Origin of the sequence: Streptomyces sp. NPDC002701, assembly GCF_042889045.1 — a bacterium.
Lineage (GTDB): Bacteria > Actinomycetota > Actinomycetes > Streptomycetales > Streptomycetaceae > Streptomyces.
In genome coordinates this window covers 778,882-798,156 of the sequence record NZ_JBIAQL010000004.1, presented here as the reverse complement: position 1 = coordinate 798,156, position 19,275 = coordinate 778,882, and the positions used below count along the sequence as shown (strand labels likewise).

Genomic DNA, 19,275 nt, shown 5'->3' with positions numbered 1-19,275 from the left:
GGGGCGGCCGGGGGCGGTACGGGGCCGGGGTCAGACTGTGGCATGGGCTGTCCTTGGCAGGTCGTGCGGCGATGCGGGCGGGACGGTCGTGCCGGGCGGCCCGGAGGGCGTGGACCGGCCGGGGCGGTGGTCGCCGTGGCCGCACCGGCCGCCGCGGTCGGGGCAGCCGTGGTCGGGACGGCCGCCGTGGTCGGGCGGGCGGAAGGAGGTGGCCGCGGCGACCTGCGCCGCGTACGTGTCCCGGCGCTCCGCCCCGCTGCCCGGCAGCCCGGTCAGGCGGGGGAGCAGGTCGCCGAACGCGTTGACCTCCCCGACGGCGAAACGGCGCCAGCCGATGGCCGGCAGCAGGTCCACGCCGACGCACAGCGTGCCGGGGAAGCAGGCGGCGGCTCGCTCGGCGGTCTCGACCGCCGTGGCCCACCGGTCACCGGCCAGCGCCCGAACGGCCGCCAGATCACCACGCGTCCCGCCGAGATGGAGATTGGTCAGGGGCGAGCGGCTGGTGCGGACCACGGCATGCGTGGCCCGGCCGCCCACGACCACGACGCGCAGGTCGGCGGAGCGGCCGCCGAGCGATGCCTTCGGCAGCCAGCGCTCGACATGCAGCCCGTCGGGAGCCAGGGTGTCGACGATCGCGGCGATCTCCTCCTCCCGCGTGTAGCGGCGCACCCGCAGCGAGTTGTGCAGCCGGCCGTCCTCGGTGAGCTCCACCGACGTCGTCGCACGGATCCGGCCAGGACCGCCGGTCTCCACGGCCAGGACACCGGAGGCGGACGAACCGTGGGCGAGTTTGACGAAGACGCGCCGCATGCCCGCCTCCGCCATGAGGCCCCGCACGTCCGCCCATCCCGCGACCGGCGTACGAGCGCCGGACGTGGGGGACGGCGGCACCGGCACGTCCGCGCCGGCGAGCCGGCCGTGGCACCGCCGTTTGTCGAAGAGCACGGCCAGGTCCGCCGGATCGTCGAGGCGCCGGCCCCCGCGCAACGAGGCCACGCAGTCGAGGAACCGCGCGTACCAGCGCGCGGAACCCTCCACCCGCGTCGGATCGGCCACATCCCGCAGCAGAGCGTCCACGCCGGCGTTCTCGCCGGGGGAGTCGAGGCGGACGAACTCGTCGTCGGCGAAGTCGTGTCCGCCGTCGCGCAGTACGTCGAGCCACTCGACGACCCGGGGCGTGCCGTGACCGGCGGCCTCGGCCGCGGCGGCGAACAGACCGACCCTGCGGTTGTCCCCGTTGGCGACCACCACCCACTTCGGCGGTGCGTCCGCCGGTCCGTCACGGCGCATGCCGCTCCCCTCCCCTTGTCCGGTCCCCGCCGCGCGCTACTCGCCCACCGCGACGAAACGCCACACCTCGCCGTCGTCGTCCTCGTCGGCCTCGGCGTCGTCCTGGTCGGTGTCGACCTGCACGCCCGCGGGCTCCAACATCTCCAGCAGCCGGGTGCGCAGGGCCGCGCTGAGGTAGTTGTGGTGCAGGTCGAGCTTCTTGAGGTGGGTCAGGGGCTGGCCGGTCAGCAGGGCTGTCGCACCGTCGTCGGTGAGCACGCCCATGGAGACGTCGAGTTCCTCCAGGCGTGCCACCACGGGGGCGGACGCGAGCGCCGCGCAGATGCCGTCCTGGATCTCGCTGTTGCGCAGGGCCAGCCGCTTGAGGGCGGGCAGCCTGGTGCCCGCGAAGAACGGCTCGAGGTCGGCGATGTCGGCGTCACCGCCGTACTCGGACGTGCCCAGCCACAGGTCGAGGTCGACGAGGGCGGGCAGGTCGCAGCCGGCGATGCCGCGCACCACCGCGGCGGGCATGCCGCCGGTCTCGACGGTGAGCCTGCGCAGCCGCTCGTGGCGGACGGCGGGGAAGACCAGTCCGTTGCCGCCGCGGACCGCGAACTCCTCCAGACCGGGGAAGGCTTCGAGGAGCGGGCCCATGTCGCCCTGGGTGATCCAGGAGATCTCGGCCTCCTCCATCACGATGTCGCCGACGAACAGGCCGCGCAGGGCCGGCAGCCGGTCACGGGCCGCCACCAGTGCCCCGATCACCTCGTCCGGAGCGCTCTCGTACACATCGCTCCACGCTCCCACGATCAGCGCCCGCACCTGCGTGGTGTCGACGGCCTCCAGGAACCGGGCGAACGCCTCCTCCCACTGCTCCTCGGCGTCGTAGGAGTCCACCGCGACGCGCCAGGCCACGGAGTCGGGTGCGGGCAGCGAGGACGCGTCGGGCGTCGCGTCGTCGACGCCCGGAAAGTCGAAGGCCGGCAGGCCGTGGAACTCCTTGAGGTGGCTACCGATGGTCATGCGCGCCCGCTCCTTCGTACTGAGGTCGAGGTCCGTGGATCGGCCGTCCGGTCCTGCCCCCCGGCGCGCGCCGACCGCATCCGGGTAACGGAGTTCTACCAAGCCTCACTGACAACGCCGTGAACAGGGGTCGCCCCGCGCCGCCCGACCGCGGCCCGGCGCCCGGACGCGGGTGGTGCCACTCCGTCCGACGAAGGCCGGACGACCTGCGGACGAGGGCGATTGTCAGTGCCCGCCCCTACGGTTTTCCCATGGCACAGGGTGTGCCGCACCGGGAGGAGACCCATGTACCGGCAAGGAGACGTCCTGATCGTGGGACTGGCGGAGAGCGCGGTTCCCGAGCACGCGGTGGGCGCGTCGTCCGAACCGCGCGACGGCCGCGGCAGGCTCGTCCTGGCACTGGGTGAGGTCACCGGCCACGCCCACGCGGTGGTCGGTCCGGGACGGCTGATCCGGGAGGGCGGCCTGTTCGGGCCGATGCTGCTGCACGTGCCCGACGGAGCCCGCGTCGTGCACGAGGAGCACGCGGCGATCTCGCTCCCCAAGGGCTGGTACCGGGTGATCAGGCAGCGGGAGTACGTGCCGGGCTCGGTGCGCGTCGTCGCCGACTGACGAGACCGGGGGCGCCGGGGCACACCGCCTCGGCGGACAGGGACAAGCGCGGTACCGGGCGGCACGGGGGTGCGGCCCGGCATTCAGTGGGGAGAGGAACGACCGTGATGGACCAGGGCAGTTGGCGGGCGGCGGCAGCGGCGACGGGACCGGGGGACCGGGCGGCGGCCGAGGAGGGCGTACGGCTGGCCTACCGGCTGGCCGGCCTCGACGAACCCGACCGCATCGTGTGGACGCACTCACCCCGTGAGGCGGTACGGATGCTCATGGCGGCGGCGCGGCCGGACAGTGCGGAGCCGGCCGGTACGGAGCCGGCCCTCACAGAGGCGGCAGTCACAGAGGCGGACAGTTCGCGATCCGGTGCGTCCGACGCGTCCGACGCGTCCGACGTCTTCGGCGCGAGTGTGCGTGAGGCCGTGCTCGGGGCGCCCTGGGCCGCCGAGCGGGCCCTGCTGCACGGGCGACTGGGCCCGGAGGGGTGGAGCGGCCACTGGCGTGCCACGGGAGCGGGCCTGTGGGAGTCGACCCGTACCCTCGTCGACCGGGTGCGGGCGGGGATCGTCGACGAACTCGCCGCCGACCGGCGGGAGGAGACACAGGTCCGCCTGCTCCTGCTGGACGCGGCACTGGGACAGCACGACGCGGCCTGGCTCTGCGCGTTCGACTCCGGCGCCGCCGGGCCGCTGGCCGGCCTGGCCGCGGTGGCGCGCGAAGCGGGCTGGTGGTGGCCCTACGAGAAGGTCGCGATCGTCAGCGAGCGCCCCCTGACCCTGCACCGCGACGAGGCCGGACGCCTGGACCGCGGCGACGGCCCGGCGCTCGGTTACGCGGACGGGTTCGAGCTGTACGCCTGGCGGGGCATGCCCGTGCCGCGCGACTTCCTCGACGAACTGACCCGGCTGACTCCCGAGCGGATCCGGGGCGAGGAGAACGCCGAACTGCGCCGCGTGATGCTGGAGTACTACGGGTACGACCGGTACCTGGACGAGTCCGGCGCCGTCCCCGTCCACCGGGACGAGACGGGGGTGCTGTGGCGGGTCCAGTTGGTCGGGGACGAGGACGTGGTGATGGTCGAGGTCGTCAACTCCACACCGGAACCTGACGGCACGAGCCGCACGTACTGGCTGAGGGTGCCTCCGTCGACCCGTACCGCCCGCGAGGGCGTGGCCTGGACGTTCGGCGTCAGCGAGGAGGCGTACGAGCCGTTGCGGCAGACCTGACGGTGCCCTGCCCGACGTCAGCGGGCCGCCGGTGAGCCGCCGGGGGCGCGGTCGGCCCTGATGCCGACGGCGAGGTGAGCCGCCGCCCGTCCTGGGCGCGATCTGCCCGTGACGACGCACGACGCGGTGACCGGGTTCCGCACTCCACGACGGCCGGACACCGAAAGGCCCCCGGAGCGGATAGCTCCGGGGGCCTTTCGGCAGGTGCCCTACGGCGTCCTGCCTCAGAGACGGCCGCCGCTGAGACGGGAGAGCGGGCCGCGCTGACGCAGACCGGCACGGCGTCCCACCGCGTAGGAGCAGAGGACCACGGTCGCGGTCCCCGCACCGGCGGCGGCTGCCACGATCTTCCTGGCCTTCAGGAGGGTCCAGACCAGACCGGCCTTGCCGGCCGTCTGCTGGGCAGCAGTGGAAACGGTGCCCTGCACGGTTTTGGCCGTCTCCTTGGCCTTCTGCGACGCGGTACCGCCGAGGTTCACCAGGGCTTCCCTGCTGCCACGGCCTACGGCCCCGGCGGCGTCCCCGGCGTTCTTCACCGCCTCGGTGGCGGCCTTCTGTGACTCCTTAGCCGGCGCTGCGGCACCTTCGGTCACGGTGGTCTTGGCCGCCCGCGCATGCGCGGCAGGCGACTGTCCGTTCGTCGTTTTGTTGTTCGCTCCAGCCATGAACTCCGGGTATCCGGCTCAGCGTTCGGCAAACAGGAATTGTTCGCCTCGTCTTCACACGGGCCTCGGAATGCGCGGTTTGCGTGCAAGTCGGCGGCGCCGTGCGGCGGTTGGGCGGTGTGTCATCGGCGGTCTCCGGAGCTGGTAGGCTTGATCTTGAGAGCGCGGCGGAGAGCTGCTTCTCCTCGCGTCGGTGGTCCAAGTCAAGACGCCCCGCTTCCTGCGGGGAAATGCAGGTGCAAGACCTGCCCGGCGCTCGACAAAGACCCCACCCGGATATTTCTCCGGGTGGGGTCTTCGCGTTGGTTCCTGGTGCCGGTCCTTCGTGTCAGGTCTTCGCGGTGGCAGAAGGCCGACGCGCACGAGGCGGGCCGGCTGGAATCAGCGTCGGCCGCCGCGCAACTTGCCGAACAGGCGCTGCGCCTGGGCGCGGCGCCGCGGATCGGCCGAGGCGCGGCGGGCCTGGTCGATCGTGCGCCGGCCCTGCGGGCTGCCGGCGAACTGCTTGATCTTGTTCAGGATGCCTGCCATGGCTCTTCTCCTTCGATCCTGTGCTGTGGACGGACGCGGTACCGCGGTCCCTGCACAGCTCCGTGTACCCCGCTGCGGCGGGACCACAACGGCGGAACCGGCTTTCGCCACCGTTCGGGCCCCGATTGCCGCCCCGCCCCGGTTCAGGGGGTGAAGGTGTCGGTCAGGTGCACGATGTAGCCGTCGTCCTCCATCAGGAGGACGGTGACACCGAAGGGGGAGGGGTGGTCGAGCTCCAGCGGGGTGAAGGAGTACGTGAGGGCCGCCTGGACCGGCGGGGTGACTTCGCCGCCCGGCCGCGGGCCCGGAGCGGGCAGCCACAGGGGTTCGGCCGTGCCCTCACCGCCGGAGGAGGCGTCCAGCGGCTCGCGGGTGAAGGGGAACTGGTGCAGCACGTGGCCGTCCCGGGTGGCGTGCACCAGGTTCAGGCAGGGCGTCGGGCCGATGGCCGCAAGCCCGCACGCCGTGGCCACCTCGCCGGTCTCCCAGGCGAGGACGACCTCGTCGGCACCCGCCGCGGCGGCGACGTTCGAGAGCTCGACGATCGCGGTCAGGGCGTCTTCGCCGCCCTTGGTGGGGCGCAGCCAGACGAGTCCGACCAGTTCGCCGCGTACCAGCGGCATGATGACGGGGCGGGGTGCCGTTCCCTGCGCCAGATCCGCGGTGTACGCGTTCTTCATCGATGCGACCAGCGCGTCCCACGTCTGCGTGTCCACGGTTTTCCCCTCAGCAACAGCCTGTGCACGAGCGACGCAGAGCCTGTCACGGCGGCCCGGTCCCGCGCCAGCGGCCGAGGGCCGGGGCGCGAGGGACCCCGCACACGGGAAAGCCCCGACTGGACGGGGGAGACCAGCCGGGGCGGTACGAGGTGGGCTGCGGAGGGCGGTCGCCTCTCGGCGGGGGGCTCCATGGGGCTTCAGCCGAACGATCTTCCCCATGGGCTGTAGGTAGGGCCCGGGGACACTGTCCCCTCCGCAGCCACACTCATATGAACGGTCAACCATCCATGCTTGTTCCGCCCGTCGCGCCGTACCAGGTGTGAACTGGGGCACTCCTCGCCCGCGCCCCACCGGGCGCGTCCGGGGCGTACCGGCGGCGTCAGCGGACGACGTCGAAGACATTCTTCTGCAGGCCGTTGGCGTACACCTCGTGCTCGACGAGCCGGAGCTTCTGGGTGTCCTTGTCCGTGTCACTGAACAGCCGCTTGCCCGCGCCCAGCAGGAGCGGGAAGACGAGCAGGTGGTAGCGGTCGATCAGACCCGCGTCCGACAGGCCGTGGTTGAGGGTGGCGCTGCCGTGGACGATGATCGGCCCGCCCTCGGTCTCCTTGAGCGCGGCGATCTCGTCGAGCGACCGCAGGATCGTGGTCGGTCCCCAGTTCGACACCAGGTCGTCCTCGGTGAGGGTGGTGGAGACGACGTACTTCGGCATCGACCTGTAGTCGGTGAACTCCTCCATGTCCGGCCAGACCGGACTGAACGCCTCGTAGCTGGTCCGGCCCAGCAGCAGGGCGGCGGCTTCCTCCTGCTCCCGGCCCTTGATCTCGTATGCCTCCGGGAGGAACTCCACGTCCTTGAAGGTCCAGCCCGAGTTCCGGTAACCGGGCTCGCCGCCCGGTGCCTCCACCACGCCGTCGAGCGAGACGAAGGCGGTGCTGATGAGGGTGCGCATCACAATCTCCATGGTGTCGTGCGAGCCGGCTCCCGGTGGTTCCGGACCGGCGGGTCTTCCCTGACTGACCGCCGGTCCCGGTGAAACTCATCGGTCGGGCGGACCTACGGAGCCGGTCAGGCGAGGTAGTCCGCGACGAGCGCGGCGAACTCGTCGGGTCCGGCCAGGCGGATGCCGAGGGTCTCGGCCTTGGCGCGCTTGGAGCCGGCGCCCTCGCCGGCCACCACCAGCGCGGTCTTCTTGCTGACGCTGGAGGAGGAGCGGCCTCCGGCACGTTCGACGAGTTCGTTCATCTCGTTGCGGCTGAGCTTCTCCAGCGCACCGGTCATCGCGCCCGTCACGACCACCGTCATCCCGGTCAACGGCCCGCCCGCCGGTCGTGGGGAATCCGCCCGGCCCTGCGAGCCCTCTGTGTCCGCCGAGCCTTCGGAGAGGCCCTCAGGGGCGTCGGTGGCCGTCGGGTCCGGCGGGGTGGCGCCGGGCTCGGTCATGTTCACCCCGGCCGCGACGAGTTTGTCGATGAGCGGAGCCAACTCGGCGAGTTCGGCGACGATGGAGGGGGCCTTCTCGGTGCCGATGCCCTCGACACACTGCATCGACGCGGTGTCGGCCGCGCGGACGTGCTCCATCGTGGCGAAGTGACGGGCGATACGGCGGGACATCGAACGGCCCGTGCCCTGGACACCCAGCGCGCACAGGACCCGCGACAGCGGCCGTCCCTTGGCCGTGGCCAGTGCCGCGAGGAGGTTGTCGGTGCTGGTCCCGCCCATCCGGTCCAGGGACAGGAGCTGGTCGCGGGTGAGGGTGAACAGATCCGCCAGATCGGTCACCAGACCCGCCTCGACGAGCTGGACGACGCGGGTGTGGCCGAGGCCCTCGATGTCGAGCTGGTCGCGGCCGGCGGCGTACGACAGGGAGGCGACCAGATGGCAGTTGCGGCCGTTCTCGCAGCGCCAGCGCTGCTCGCCGGTGTCGATGCCGCTCCCGCACCGTGGGCACACCTCGGGGAAGGCGATCGGCTGCTCGGTGCCGGTGCGCAGGTGGGCGACGGGGGCCTCGACACGGGGGATGACGTCGCCGGCGCGGTGCACCATGACATGGTCGCCCAGCCGCAGGTCGCGCCGGGTGATGTCGGCCGGGTTGTGGAGGGTCGCGTAGGTGATGGTGGCCCCGTCGATGACGACCGGTTCGAGTACGGCACGGGGGGCGATGATGCCGGTACGGCCCACGTTCCACTCCACCTCCAGCAGCCGCGTGATCTTCTCCACCGCGGGCAGCTTGTAGGCGATGGCCCAGCGCGGGGCGCGCGAACCGGATCCGGCGGCCTGCTGGTCGGCGGCGAGGTCCGCCTTGACGACGATCCCGTCGATCCCGAACGGCAGCGTGGCGCGCAGCGCGGCGATCTCCCGCACCCGTGCCAGGACCTGCTCGGCCGTGCCGGCGGTGGTGCCGGGGACGGCGGTGCCCGCGGTGGTGTTCACCCCGAGCCCGGCGGTGCGGGCCATCAGCTCGCTGTGGGACAGTTCGCGCAGCCGTGCGGCGAGCTCGGCGTCCGTGTCCGGCAGGGGCAGCAGGCCGTAGCCGAAGAACGTCATCGGCACGGTGTAGGCGCGCTCCCTGGCTCTCAGGGTGCCGGCCGAGGCGCCGCGCGGATTCGCGAACGGCTGGCCGCCGTGCGCGGTGCGCACCTCGTTGGCGTGCTCGAACTGGGCCGTGGTCATCAGGACTTCACCGCGCACCTCCACCGTGACGGGCTCGGTCAGCCTGGCGGGCAGGCCCTCGACGGTACCGATCGCGTGCGAGACGTCCTCCCCGGCCGTCCCGTCGCCGCGGGTGATCAGACGGTCCAGGCGCCCCTCGGTGTAACGGGCGGCGATCGCCAGGCCGTCGAGCTTCGGCTCGACGCTGAACCGCTCCACCTCGTGGCCGACGCGCCGGGTCAGCGACGCCGTCCAGGCGGTGAACTCGTCGGGCGAGAACACGTTGTCCAGGCTGAGCATGGCCACCGTGTGCGGCACATCGCCCTCCACGGCGCCGCCCGCGACCTTCCCGGTCGGCGAGTCGGGCAGCACCTGGTCGGGATGGTCCGTCTCCCACGCGGCGACGGCGCGCACCAGCCGGTCGTAGGTGTCGTCGTCCATCGACGAGGTGCCGCCCGTGTAGTAGGCGGCCGATGCCTTCACGGCGTCCTCGACCGCCTGTGCGTAGGCGGCGGCGTCGGCGATCACTGCAACTGGTGTCGTCATGCCGTCATCCTGCCTGCCACCACTGACAACGGCCCCCGTGGCGGCGGTCCGCGCACCGCCGTCCGACCGATGAGTTCCCGCGCCCGCGGGAGTCCCTCCACGGAGCGCGTCGGCGCTCACGAACGTCACCTACCGTGGGAGCGGCTCAGATGCAGGTCAGCGAATCACCGGCCGGGACCGTGCGCGGCATCATCGACACGAACAGGTACATGGTGCTGGCCACCGCCGACCGCACGGGTCTGCCGTGGAGTTCACCGGTGTACTTCGCCCATCGGGAGTACCGCGAGTTGTTCTGGCTCTCCTCGCCGCGGGCCACCCACTCGCGCAACATCGAGGTGCGTCCGCAGGTGGGCATCGCGGTCTTCGACTCGTCGGTACGGATCGGCACCGGCCAGGGGGTGTACATGTCCGCCGTCGCACGGGCGGTGGCCGGCCCGGACGTGGAGGACACGATCGAGGTCTTCTCCCGTCGCTCCCTGTGGCACGGCGGCATGGCGTGGACGGCCGACGACGTGGGAGACACAGCCGGCCTGCGCCTGTACCGGGCGGTGGCCCACGAACACTGGATCCTCGCCAAGGACGGCAGCCCCGACCACCGCATTCCCGTCCACCTCACCTGAACATGAAAGGGCGCCGCAGGGAACATGTGTCCGTCGGCGTGCCGGTGGCCCGGGGCGGTGGCGCCGCGGGGCCGGTCAGGCGGTCGCCGCGGGCTCGGGCTCGGCGGCGGATCCGGTGGTGGCCGTGTAGAAGACCGAGGTGCCCTGCTTGTTGCGGTGCGCGCTGCTCCTGGCGACCAGGTTCTCCAACGTGGTACGCACCACGGTCGTCTTGATGGTGCGGTCGGGGTGGGCCGCGGTGAGCGCGGTGGTGATCTCGGCGGCCGAACGCGGTTCCTTCTGCTGTTCCAGGTGCGTGCGGATCAGGTCGACGAGGCTCGGCTGAGCGGTCGTATTGGGTGCCTTCGCCGCGGGCTTCCTGGCAGCGGGCTTCTTGGTGACCGGCTTCTTGGCGACCGTCTTCTTCGCCGTCGCGGCGGGGGCCTTCTTGGTGGCCTCCTTGGTCTCCTTGGCCTGCTGCCTGGCCTGCTTGGGCTGCTTGGGCTGCTTCGCCGGGGCGGAAGCCTGACCCGGGACGGAGGGCGCGGTCTTGGTGGTCCCGGCGGCGGGGCGCGCGCCACCGAGCGCGTCCTGCATGGTCACCAGGACGGTGTGGTCGTGCTGCAGGGCGAGCAACTGCTCCTGCAGGGCCGTGATGTCCGCGGCGATACGGTCCTGTTCCTTGGTGTTGCGCTCGAGGTCGCTGGTCACCTGCGCGATGTACTGCGAGGTGAGTTCCGTGGTGGAGGTCTGGTTCTCAGGCATGTCTGGAGCCTTTCTCGATCCGCCGGCACATGTGCGGGAAGGAGGGACATGTCCCTGCACGCGTGGTGAGCGGGATGGTGTCTGTCAGGGCTGGTCCGTCCGAAGGACACAACTGCGCGGTTTGCGCCAGTGTAGAGATAGTACGCACGGGGGGAAGGGGGTGTTGCCTGTGCATGCCCCATCGACTCCGATCACCACCCGCACAAGCCCTCTCCACCCCTCGAACAGCTGTTGCCCCTGCAATCACGCGCAGACGTGCCGGCCGCCACGACATGGGTCATGGCTGCGCTTCCGGTGTACCGCCGCCGGCCTCGGACCAGAGGTTCGTGTGCCACTCCAGGTGTCGGACGAGGGTGTCGTCACCGCGGCGGCCGGGAGCCCCGGGTGACCCCCGGCCGGGGCGGGAGGGTGGTGTGCCGCGGGAGATGTTTCCGCTGACGGTGACGTTCTCCTCCACGCGCGGGCGCCGTAGTGACTCGTAGAGGCGGAGGGCGGTGTCGGTGTCCGGTGCGTCGCGCAGGGACTTCGCGAGGACGACGGCGTCCTCCAGTGCCATCGACGCCCCCTGCCCGGTCGCGGGTGAGGCCGCGTGGGCCGCGTCACCGATGGTCAGGGCGCGGCCCGAACGCCATGGTGTGCCGGTGGGTATCTCGGTGGCGTCGGTGACCAGGATCCGGCCGGCGGTGGCCGCGACGATGTCCGCGGCCGGGGTGGTGTCCTCGCGCAGCAGTGACAGGAGTCGCGCGCGCCACTGGGCCGGTGTGCCCCGGGCGATGTCGTCAGGGGTCAGGGGTTCACCCGGCACACGCGCGAACCAGTACGTCTCCCCGTCCGGAGACACCGTGTAGCCGAAGGCCGCCGCGCTGCCCCGCACCATCGTGATGCGCTCGCTCCCGCCGGTGCCCGCCCCGGCCGGGCTCGCGTCACGGGTGTAGCCGTAGAAGACGCGCTGTCCCGCGTGGCGGGGTGTCACGGCGGGCGCGATCCCCCGCCGTACGACGGAGTTGAGGCCGTCGGCCCCGACGAGCAGGTCACCCGTCGCGGTGCTGCCGTCGGTGAAGTGCGCGGTGACACCGTCCGCCGTGTCCCGGACGGACGCGAGGCGGGCTCCGTGCCGGATGCCGATGCCCCGGCGGGCGGCCTCCGCCTGCAGAGCGGCGGCGAGTTCGCCGCGATGCAGGCAGCGGTACCGCAGGAGCGGGTCGCCGGCCTCGCCGAGCGGCACGTCGGCCACCGCCGCGCCCGTGTCGTCGAGGACCCGCATCGAACGCAGCGGGAAGCCGACCGCCGTGACCGCCGCGGAGGCGTCGATCTGGGCGAGGGCCCGCATGCCGTTGCTCGCGAGGGTGAGGAACGCGCCGATGTCCTCGGCGGAGTCGGGGTGCGCCTCGTACACGGCGACGTCCGACCCTGCCTTGTGCAGGGCCAGCGCGGCCGCCGTACCGGCGATCCCGCCGCCGATGACAAGTATGTGCGCCACGTCGTGTCTCCCCACTCGTGCCGGGTGCTGACAGGCCCCCACGGTCGCACACGTATCCGGGGAACGTCCGGACGGCGGCGGCCGAGGTGCCATGGCAGTGCGCCTCCGGCGGGAAAACGCTTGGACTCCCCGGCCGTCGGCGCGGGACAATCGACGTTCCGGCCCACCCGGACCGGAACTCCGCCGGGGCACCGAGCCAACGGCATCCCCGCGGAAGCGGGCGACGGGCCGCCGTACGACGACGCGGGGTGGGGATGGGATCGCCCGGATCGCGCAGGGCCCAGCCGAGGAAGGGCGCGGTCGTCCTCGCTCTTCGGTACTACGCACGGGAGTTGGCCCGGTTCCGGTGGTTCTCGGTGCCCGCCATGTCGCTTCCGGCGCTGGGCAACATCGGCATCAACTACATCGCGCCGCTGATCGTCGCCAAACTCGTCGGACGGATCGCCGCCGAAGGCGGTGTCACCGTCGCCGCGGCACTGCCCTACGTGCTCGCCTTCACCGGAGTCCTGCTGCTCGCGGAGACGCTGTGGCGCCTGGGCCTGCACTGTCTGAACCGGCTGGACGCCCGGGGCATCGAGAGCCTGTACGTGATCGGCATGGACGAGTTGTTCGCCAAGGACGCCGCCTTCTTCCACGACAACTTCGCCGGATCGCTGACCAAGCGGGTGCTGAGCTTCGCCTCCCGGTTCGAGGAGTTCGTCGACACACTGACGTTCCAGGTACTGGGCCGCCTGGTGCCGCTGGTGTTCGGGTCGGTGGTGCTGTGGCGCTACGAACCGCTGCTCGTGGCCGGCCTGTTGACGATGATCGCGCTGACCGCGTCGTGCGTGGTGCCCCTCATCCGCCGCCGTCAGGTACTGGTCGACGCACGCGAGGAGGCGATCGCCCGGGTGTCGGGCCATGTCGCCGACAGCCTGATGAACATGGACACGGTCCGGGCGTTCGCGGCGGAGGAACGCGAGGCCGCGGAGCACCGCTCCCGCGTCGCCGAGTCGCGGCATCTCATGCTGCGGGCCTGGGACTACGGCAACCTGCGCATCGACACACTCGTCGCACCCATGTCCGTCCTCACCAACGCGCTGGGTCTGCTGCTGGCCGTCGCGCTCGGTGGCGGCGGGAACGGTGTGGAGGCGGTCGTGGTGGCGTTCACCTACTACACGAACGCCACCCGGATCATGTTCGAGTTCAACCAGACCTACCGGCGCCTGGAGAGCTCGATGACGGAGGCCGCGCAGTTCACCGAACTGCTGCTGACACCGCCCACCGTCCTCGACCCGGTGCCGCCGGAGCCCCTGTGTCCCCGGCGGGCCGACATCCGCTTCGAGAAGGTGACCTTCGCCCACGCGGGGGCCGGCCCTCTCTTCGAAGGACTCGACCTGGTGGTGCCCGACGGCACGAAGATCGGTCTCGTCGGCCGGTCCGGCGGAGGCAAGACCACGCTCAGCCGGCTGCTGCTGCGGATGACGGACCTCGACGCCGGCCGCATCCTGATCGGGGGACAGGACATCAGCAGGCTGCGCCAGGCGGACCTGCGCAGCCTCATCGCCTATGTGCCGCAGGACCCGGCGATGTTCCACCGCACGCTGCGGGAGAACATCGCGTTCGCCCGGCCCGACGCCACCGAGGGTGAGATCCGCCGTGCGGCCGGGATCGCGCATGTCACGGAGTTCGCCGACACGTTGCCGGACGGCTTCGACACCATGGTGGGGGAGCGCGGTGTGAAGCTGTCCGGCGGGCAGCGCCAGCGGGTCGCCCTCGCCAGGGCGATCCTGCGCGACGCGCCGATCCTGCTGCTCGACGAGGCCACCAGCGCCCTGGACTCGGAGAGCGAGGTCCTCGTCCAGGAAGCGCTGTGGCGGCTCATGGAGGGGCGGACCGCGCTCGTCGTGGCGCACCGGCTGAGCACGGTCGCCACCATGGACCGGCTCGTCGTCCTGGACCGCGGACGGATCGTCGAGCAGGGCACGCACCAGGAGTTGCTGGCCTCGGCGGGCGCCTACGCGAAGCTCTGGCAGCACCAGTCGGGAGGCTTCCTCGACGACGACCCCGCAGGAGCCGACGTGCGCTGAGGAGGCGGGAGGAGCGGAGCGGCCGGAGGTGACCCGTCGGCGCTCACGACTGGGTGCGGCGTACGCACTCCAGGACCACGTCGCCCAGGCTTCCGGTCTCCTCCAGGATCTCCCGCTGGATCCGGGCGCCGTTGCCGTGGCGCAGCAGTTCCGCGGTGGTCCGGTGCACGAAGTCGGTGTCCTTGCTGTCGTCCAGAGCGGGACCGACGTGCTCCAGGAGCGCGCGAACCACGTCCTCGGCGGGCGCCGGCGTCATGGACACGGGGTGCAGGAGGTCCTCCTCCAGCCCCGACCGGGCGGCCCGCCAGGCGGCCAGCCGCAGCAGGTCCACGGTGTGCGCCGCCGGGGGCAGGCCCGCCCGCCACTCGCGCGCCGCCGTCTCGACGAGTCCACGGGTGAGGGTGGCGAGCAGGGTGGCGGTGCTCGCCTCCAGGCAGACGTCCGAGACGCGGATCTCGACCGTGGGGTACCGCTCGGCGATGCGCGCGTCGAAGTAGACCATGCCCCTGTCCCGCAGCACCCCGGTGGCCACCATGTCGTCGACCCGCCGGTGGTACGCGTCGGCGGAACCGAAGAGTTCGGTGGGTCCGGCCATCGGCCAGCGCACCCACACCCGGCTGCGGTAGCTGCTGTAGAGGCTGTCCTTGCCCTGCCAGAACGGGGAGTTCGCGCCGAGCGCCGTCAGTACGGACAGCCAGGGGCGGATCCGGTCGAGCACCGCGGCGCCCTCTTCGTCGGATTCGACCGACACATGGATGTGGCAGCCGCACACGAGTTGCTCCAGGGCCGGCAGACCGAACTCCTGGGCCATCCACTGGTACCGGGAGTTCATGCTGACCGACGGCCTGACCGGCAGGGGCGAGGTGGCGAGCGCCACGACGGTGGTCCCGATGTCCCCGGCGATGCGCGCCGCCTCCTTGCGGCAGCGGACGATCTCCGCGCCGAGGTCGGCCATGTCCGCCTGCGGATGGGTGGCGAACTCGAGCTGCTGGTTGTGCAGCTCCTTCTCGAACGTCTCCTCCGTCGGCTCGTCCCTGGCGGCACGCGCCAGTACCGCAGCGGACAGGGCCTGGGGCTCCCCGGTCTCGGGATCGACCAGGAGAAGTTCTTCTTCCACTCCCACGGTACGCACGTGATAAAGCCTCTCATACGGGTTCATATGGGAGACGTCGCCCGACGTTCCTGCGCCGCGGCTGTCCTCCCGGAAGTCCGAATGCCCTGGAACGGTGCTCGGACACCCGGTCGACACCACGGGAAAGACCGGGTGTCATCCCCAGGTGGGCGCGTCGAGGTGCAGACAGGACCGCTGCCGGTCCCGGTCCAGGTCTCCCGGGGCCGTCATCCCGCCCGCGCGACCGGGAGCGGTGTCCGGCACCACCTGGTGGTGCGCCGGCCCGCGACAACTGCTTGCGATGTGGGGCGCACGGCGCATGGAGGCGAGCGCGAGGCGGCGCGGCGCGCGCCCCGCCGACTTCTGTGTACGTTACTCCGGTGCACGTGACTCCTGCGCACGCGTCGCGGGGCCGTGGTCCGCGCCGGGGGGCACGGGGCCGCCCGGGTGGCGTCGGCGCCACCCGGGGCGGATCCGGGGGACCTTCTACAACACCCGTCGTCTGCGCCCCAGCCAGGTCTGCGCCACCACCACGACGGCGAGGAAGGCGCCGCTGACGACCTGCTGGTAGGCGGAGTCCAGGGAGCCGATCTGGTTGATGACGTTCTGGATCACCTTCAGCAGCAGCACGCCGACCAGCGCGCCGCTGACGAAGCCGAAGCCGCCGGAGAGCAGCGTGCCGCCGATGACGACCGCCGAGATGGCCTCCAGCTCCATGCCCGACCCGAGGATCGTCACGCCGGACACCAGCCAGGCCGCGTTGAGCGCGCCCGCGAGGCCGGCGCACAGTCCGGACAGGGTGTACACGGCGATCTTCGTCCGTGCCACGGGGGCGCCCATGAGCGCCGCCGCGTCCTCGTTGCCGCCGACCGCGTACACGTACTGCCCGAACCGGGTGCGCCGCAGGACGACGGCACCGGCCACGAACAGCACCACCGTGATCCAGATCGGCACGCCGATGCCGAGCAGCGAACCCTGCCCGAGCGTCGCGAAGAACGAGTCCTTGTCGACCAGGTACGTGCGCGAGCCCTCGTCGGTGACCGCCAGCAGGATGCCGCGGGCACCGAGCATGGCGGCGAGGGTGACGATGAACGGAGCCAGCCCCGACCGTGCGATGAGCAGTCCGTTGACCAGGCCGATCAGCCCGCACACCGCGAGCGGCAGCAGCAGGGCCACCACGGTGCCGTACTGCGAGCCCCAGGCGGCCAGTACGCCGCCGAGGGCGAAGAGCGAACCGACCGACAGGTCGATCCCGCCGGTGACGATGACGAACGTCATGCCGAGCGCGACCACCGCGAGGAAGGCGGAGGACAGCGCCATGTTCTCCAGGTTGTCGCCGGTCAGGAAGGTGTCGAAGCTCAGCGACGCCGCGACCATGGCCACCAGGAGGGTGACGAGGGCGCCGTGCTGCTGGGCCAGGGCGCTGAAGCGCTCGCTCCGCGCCGGTGCGTCCTTCCCGGCGTCCTGCTGGACGGCGGCCGTCTTCATCGCGGCCTCCGTGGTGTCGGTGGTCATCGCTTCCCCCGTTCCCGGGCCGCGTAGACGGCGGCGATGATCACCACGGCCTGGGCCATCTGCGTCCACGACGGCTGCAGGTCGTGCTTGATGAGCGTGGTGGTCAGCAACTGGATCAGGACGGCTCCGGCGACGGTGCCGCCGATGCGTATCCGGCCGCCCGACAGGGGAGTGCCGCCGACGACCACGGCTGTGATCGCCGACAGTTCCATCAGGGTGCCCAGTGAGGTGGGGTCGCTGGCCGTCAGCCGGGCGGTGGCCAGGACGCCCGCGATCGCGGCCAGGGCGCCGGAGGCCGCGTACACGATGACGAGGACCCGGCGGACCGGCAGACCGGCCAGCCGGGCGGCGGGCCGGCTGTCGCCGATGGCGAGCAGCTGCCGTCCGAAGGTGGTACGGCGCACCACGAAGGCCACCAGCAGCGCCAGGCCCGCGGCGATGAGGACGAGGTACGGCACGCCCAGCACGTCGCCGGAGCCGAGCGCCGCCATGCCGGGGTCGCGTACGTCCTCGAGCTGGGGGAGCAGCACCAGGGCGAGCCCGCGTGCGGCGACCATGAGGGCGAGCGTGGCGACGATGGGCTGGACGCCCAGGAAGGCGATCAGCGACCCGTTCGCGAGCCCGACCGCGATGCCGCCCGCCACCGCCATGAGGATGGCCGGCCAGATGCCGTAGCCCAGGTAGAGGGAGAGCAGCGAGGTGGACAGGGCCATCACCGAGCCCACCGCCAGGTCCACGCCCTCGGTGCCGATCGCCAGCGCCATGCCCAGGGCGACGATGAGCACCGGCGCGACCTGGACGGCCTGGGTGCGGAAGTTCTCCGCCGAGACGAAGTGGTCGGTGAAGGCGAAGTTGAAGAGCAGGAGTACGACGACGCCCGCGTAGACGCCGTACTCCTGCAGCAGGCGCAGCAGCCGTTCTCGGTCCACCTGGCCGCGGGTGAGCGTCAGGCTAGTCATGGGTGCTCCCAGCGGATCTCGCGGGTTCTGCGGAGGGTTCGGGTTCGGCGGCGATGGCGCGCATCAGGGCGTCCTCGGTGACGGCGTCACCGGTCAGCTCGTCGACGACCGCGCCGTCCTTGAGGACGACGATCCGGTCGCTGCCCTCGATCAGCTCCTCGGTGTCGGAGGAGATCAGCAGCACGGCGAGCCCGTCCTCGGCGAGTTCGTCGATGAGGGCCTGGACCTCCGCCTTGGCGCCGACGTCGATGCCCCGGGTGGGCTCGTCGAGCAGCAGCACCTTCGGATGCAGGGCGAGCCAGCGGGCCAGCAGCACCTTCTGCTGGTTGCCGCCGGAGAGCTCGCCGACCTTCTGGTGCGGTCCCGCGGACTTGATGCGCAGCCGCTTCACGAAGGTGTCGACGATCCGGTCGACGCGGGCGTTGTCCACCAGACCGAACCGGGACAGTCCCGGAAGGGCGGCGAGCGCGATGTTCTCGCGCACCGAGAGACCGGGTGAGATGCCCTCGGCCTTGCGGTCCTCCGGCAGCAGGCTGATGCCGGCGCGGATCGCGGCCGGGGTGGATCCGGTGCGCACGGGCACACCGCCGACGGAGACCCGGCCCGCGTCCGTCGGCAGCGCTCCGGCGATCGCCTTGGCGGTCTCGCTGCGGCCCGAGCCGAGCAGCCCGCCCAGGCCCACCACCTCGCCCGGACGGATGGCGAGCGACACCCCCCGAAGCTGGTGGCGGATCGTCAGGTCGTCGGCGACCAGCACCGGTTCGGCCGCCGCCCGGTGCGAGCCGCTGAACTTGGTCAGGCCCTCACTGCGGACCTCGCCGATCTCCCGGCCCAGCATCAGCGAGACGAGCCGCAGCCGGTCGAGGTCGGCGAGCCGCCCCGTGTGCACCACACGGCCGTCGCGCAGCACGGTGACGGCGTCGCAGATCTCGTACAGCTCGTCCATGCGGTGGCTCACGTAGACCACGGCGATGCCGCGTTCGCGCAGCATGCCGATCACGTCGAACAGGGTGCGCACCTCGCGCGGTTCGAGTGACGAGGTCGGCTCGTCCATGATGACGACCCGCGCGTCGATGGCGACGGCCCGCGCGAGGGCCACCATCTGCTGGGCGCCGACGCCGAGTTCGCGCAGCGGGCGGCGCACGTCGACGCGGATGCCGAGGCCGTGCAGCGCCTCCCGGGCCTCCTGGTGCATCCGGCGGAAGTCGATCAGACCGAGCCGGTTGCGGGGTTCGCGGCCGAGGAGGAGGTTGCGGGCCACGCTCATCAGCGGGACGAGGTTGACCTCCTGGTAGATGGTGGAGATGCCCGCCTGCTGGGCCTGCAGCGGTGTGCTGAAGCGGACCGGCGTGCCGTCGTGGACGACCTCGCCCGCGTCCGGCTGGTAGACGCCGGTGAGTACTTTGATCAGGGTCGACTTGCCCGCGCCGTTCTCGCCGACGAGGGCGTGCACCTCCCCGGCGCGGGCGGTGAAGTCCACGTCGGACAACGCCTTCACGCCGGGGAAGAGCTTGGACACGCCGGTGACGGAGAGCAT

General features: G+C 71.9%; 17 protein-coding genes. 4 read left to right on the top strand and 13 right to left on the bottom strand.

Going from position 1 to position 19,275, the window contains the following annotated elements:
* Positions 1-30: 30 nt before the first annotated feature.
* Entirely contained in the window at positions 31-1,290 is a 1,260-nt protein-coding gene (locus ACFYXC_RS15745; RefSeq protein WP_389551573.1) for an STM4014 family protein, read from the bottom strand.
* A 36-nt stretch (positions 1,291-1,326) separates the two neighbouring features.
* Positions 1,327-2,295 carry an STM4015 family protein gene (locus tag ACFYXC_RS15740; RefSeq protein ID WP_388906652.1) on the bottom strand — a complete coding sequence of 323 codons (969 nt, stop codon included), beginning with the start codon at positions 2,293-2,295 and terminating at the stop codon, positions 1,327-1,329.
* A 285-nt stretch (positions 2,296-2,580) separates the two neighbouring features.
* On the opposite strand from ACFYXC_RS15740, the gene ACFYXC_RS15735 reads away from it, so the two are divergent.
* Together ACFYXC_RS15735 and ACFYXC_RS15730 are read left to right on the top strand one after the other, a co-directional pair.
* A complete protein-coding gene (locus ACFYXC_RS15735; protein WP_388906654.1) occupies positions 2,581-2,907 on the top strand; it encodes a hypothetical protein in 327 nt (108 codons plus the stop codon).
* Between the two features lie 107 nt (positions 2,908-3,014).
* Positions 3,015-4,127 carry a DUF6745 domain-containing protein gene (locus tag ACFYXC_RS15730; protein ID WP_389551569.1) on the top strand — a complete coding sequence of 371 codons (1,113 nt, stop codon included), beginning with the start codon at positions 3,015-3,017 and terminating at the stop codon, positions 4,125-4,127.
* A gap of 224 nt (positions 4,128-4,351) precedes the next feature.
* Here the strand turns inward: ACFYXC_RS15730 and ACFYXC_RS15725 are convergent, their stop codons facing one another.
* The 5 genes from ACFYXC_RS15725 to ligA all read right to left on the bottom strand — a co-directional run bounded on the left by ACFYXC_RS15725 (position 4,352) and on the right by ligA (position 9,240).
* Positions 4,352-4,792, bottom strand: coding sequence for a hypothetical protein (locus ACFYXC_RS15725; protein ID WP_388906659.1), 441 nt, complete (start codon positions 4,790-4,792; stop codon positions 4,352-4,354).
* A 381-nt stretch (positions 4,793-5,173) separates the two neighbouring features.
* Entirely contained in the window at positions 5,174-5,323 is a 150-nt protein-coding gene (locus ACFYXC_RS15720) for a hypothetical protein (RefSeq protein WP_389551565.1), read from the bottom strand.
* A 143-nt stretch (positions 5,324-5,466) separates the two neighbouring features.
* On the bottom strand, positions 5,467-6,039 hold the full coding sequence (locus ACFYXC_RS15715; protein WP_389551562.1) for a hypothetical protein: 573 nt from the start codon (positions 6,037-6,039) through the stop codon (positions 5,467-5,469).
* A gap of 382 nt (positions 6,040-6,421) precedes the next feature.
* Positions 6,422-6,994 carry a dihydrofolate reductase family protein gene (locus ACFYXC_RS15710; protein WP_389551559.1) on the bottom strand — a complete coding sequence of 191 codons (573 nt, stop codon included), beginning with the start codon at positions 6,992-6,994 and terminating at the stop codon, positions 6,422-6,424.
* A gap of 116 nt (positions 6,995-7,110) precedes the next feature.
* On the bottom strand, positions 7,111-9,240 hold the full coding sequence (gene ligA / locus ACFYXC_RS15705; RefSeq protein WP_389551557.1) for an NAD-dependent DNA ligase LigA: 2,130 nt from the start codon (positions 9,238-9,240) through the stop codon (positions 7,111-7,113).
* A 149-nt stretch (positions 9,241-9,389) separates the two neighbouring features.
* Here ligA and ACFYXC_RS15700 point away from each other — a divergent pair, with 149 nt between their 5' ends.
* The gene (locus tag ACFYXC_RS15700) at positions 9,390-9,860 is read left to right on the top strand and encodes a pyridoxamine 5'-phosphate oxidase family protein (protein WP_389551554.1); all 471 of its coding nucleotides are present in this window, start codon (positions 9,390-9,392) and stop codon (positions 9,858-9,860) included.
* Between the two features lie 75 nt (positions 9,861-9,935).
* On the opposite strand, the gene ACFYXC_RS15695 is transcribed toward ACFYXC_RS15700, so the two are convergent.
* Both ACFYXC_RS15695 and ACFYXC_RS15690 read right to left on the bottom strand, forming a co-directional pair.
* Positions 9,936-10,604, bottom strand: coding sequence for a hypothetical protein (locus ACFYXC_RS15695; RefSeq protein WP_389551551.1), 669 nt, complete (start codon positions 10,602-10,604; stop codon positions 9,936-9,938).
* 277 nt (positions 10,605-10,881) lie between these two features.
* Entirely contained in the window at positions 10,882-12,084 is a 1,203-nt protein-coding gene (locus ACFYXC_RS15690; RefSeq protein WP_389551548.1) for an FAD-dependent oxidoreductase, read from the bottom strand.
* A gap of 254 nt (positions 12,085-12,338) precedes the next feature.
* Here ACFYXC_RS15690 and ACFYXC_RS15685 point away from each other — a divergent pair, with 254 nt between their 5' ends.
* Entirely contained in the window at positions 12,339-14,153 is a 1,815-nt protein-coding gene (locus ACFYXC_RS15685; protein WP_389551545.1) for an ABC transporter ATP-binding protein, read from the top strand.
* Between the two features lie 43 nt (positions 14,154-14,196).
* Here ACFYXC_RS15685 and ACFYXC_RS15680 read toward each other — a convergent pair whose 3' ends face one another.
* The 4 genes from ACFYXC_RS15680 to ACFYXC_RS15665 form a co-directional block, all read right to left on the bottom strand.
* A complete protein-coding gene (locus ACFYXC_RS15680) occupies positions 14,197-15,285 on the bottom strand; it encodes a glutamate--cysteine ligase (protein WP_389551542.1) in 1,089 nt (362 codons plus the stop codon).
* Positions 15,286-15,750: 465 nt separating this feature from the next.
* Positions 15,751-16,752 carry an ABC transporter permease gene (locus ACFYXC_RS15675; protein WP_388907551.1) on the bottom strand — a complete coding sequence of 334 codons (1,002 nt, stop codon included), beginning with the start codon at positions 16,750-16,752 and terminating at the stop codon, positions 15,751-15,753.
* A gap of 23 nt (positions 16,753-16,775) precedes the next feature.
* Entirely contained in the window at positions 16,776-17,738 is a 963-nt protein-coding gene (locus tag ACFYXC_RS15670; protein ID WP_389551539.1) for an ABC transporter permease, read from the bottom strand.
* Complete coding sequence (locus tag ACFYXC_RS15665; protein WP_388906684.1) at positions 17,731-19,275, bottom strand: sugar ABC transporter ATP-binding protein; 1,545 nt, start codon at positions 19,273-19,275, stop codon at positions 17,731-17,733. The genes ACFYXC_RS15670 and ACFYXC_RS15665 overlap by 8 nt, the downstream gene beginning before the upstream one ends.

Coding starts and splice junctions, on each gene's coding strand:
- ACFYXC_RS15745 (WP_389551573.1), bottom strand. CDS start 1,290: ATGCGCCGTGACGGACCGGCGGACGCACCGCCGAAGTGGGTGGTGGTC.
- ACFYXC_RS15740 (WP_388906652.1), bottom strand. CDS start 2,295: ATGACCATCGGTAGCCACCTCAAGGAGTTCCACGGCCTGCCGGCCTTC.
- ACFYXC_RS15735 (WP_388906654.1), top strand. CDS start 2,581: ATGTACCGGCAAGGAGACGTCCTGATCGTGGGACTGGCGGAGAGCGCG.
- ACFYXC_RS15730 (WP_389551569.1), top strand. CDS start 3,015: ATGGACCAGGGCAGTTGGCGGGCGGCGGCAGCGGCGACGGGACCGGGG.
- ACFYXC_RS15725 (WP_388906659.1), bottom strand. CDS start 4,792: ATGGCTGGAGCGAACAACAAAACGACGAACGGACAGTCGCCTGCCGCG.
- ACFYXC_RS15720 (WP_389551565.1), bottom strand. CDS start 5,323: ATGGCAGGCATCCTGAACAAGATCAAGCAGTTCGCCGGCAGCCCGCAG.
- ACFYXC_RS15710 (WP_389551559.1), bottom strand. CDS start 6,994: ATGCGCACCCTCATCAGCACCGCCTTCGTCTCGCTCGACGGCGTGGTG.
- ligA (WP_389551557.1), bottom strand. CDS start 9,240: ATGACGACACCAGTTGCAGTGATCGCCGACGCCGCCGCCTACGCACAG.
- ACFYXC_RS15700 (WP_389551554.1), top strand. CDS start 9,390: ATGCAGGTCAGCGAATCACCGGCCGGGACCGTGCGCGGCATCATCGAC.
- ACFYXC_RS15695 (WP_389551551.1), bottom strand. CDS start 10,604: ATGCCTGAGAACCAGACCTCCACCACGGAACTCACCTCGCAGTACATC.
- ACFYXC_RS15685 (WP_389551545.1), top strand. CDS start 12,339: ATGGGATCGCCCGGATCGCGCAGGGCCCAGCCGAGGAAGGGCGCGGTC.
- ACFYXC_RS15675 (WP_388907551.1), bottom strand. CDS start 16,752: ATGAAGACGGCCGCCGTCCAGCAGGACGCCGGGAAGGACGCACCGGCG.
- ACFYXC_RS15670 (WP_389551539.1), bottom strand. CDS start 17,738: ATGACTAGCCTGACGCTCACCCGCGGCCAGGTGGACCGAGAACGGCTG.
- ACFYXC_RS15665 (WP_388906684.1), bottom strand. CDS start 19,275: ATGCTCTCCGTCACCGGCGTGTCCAAGCTCTTCCCCGGCGTGAAGGCG.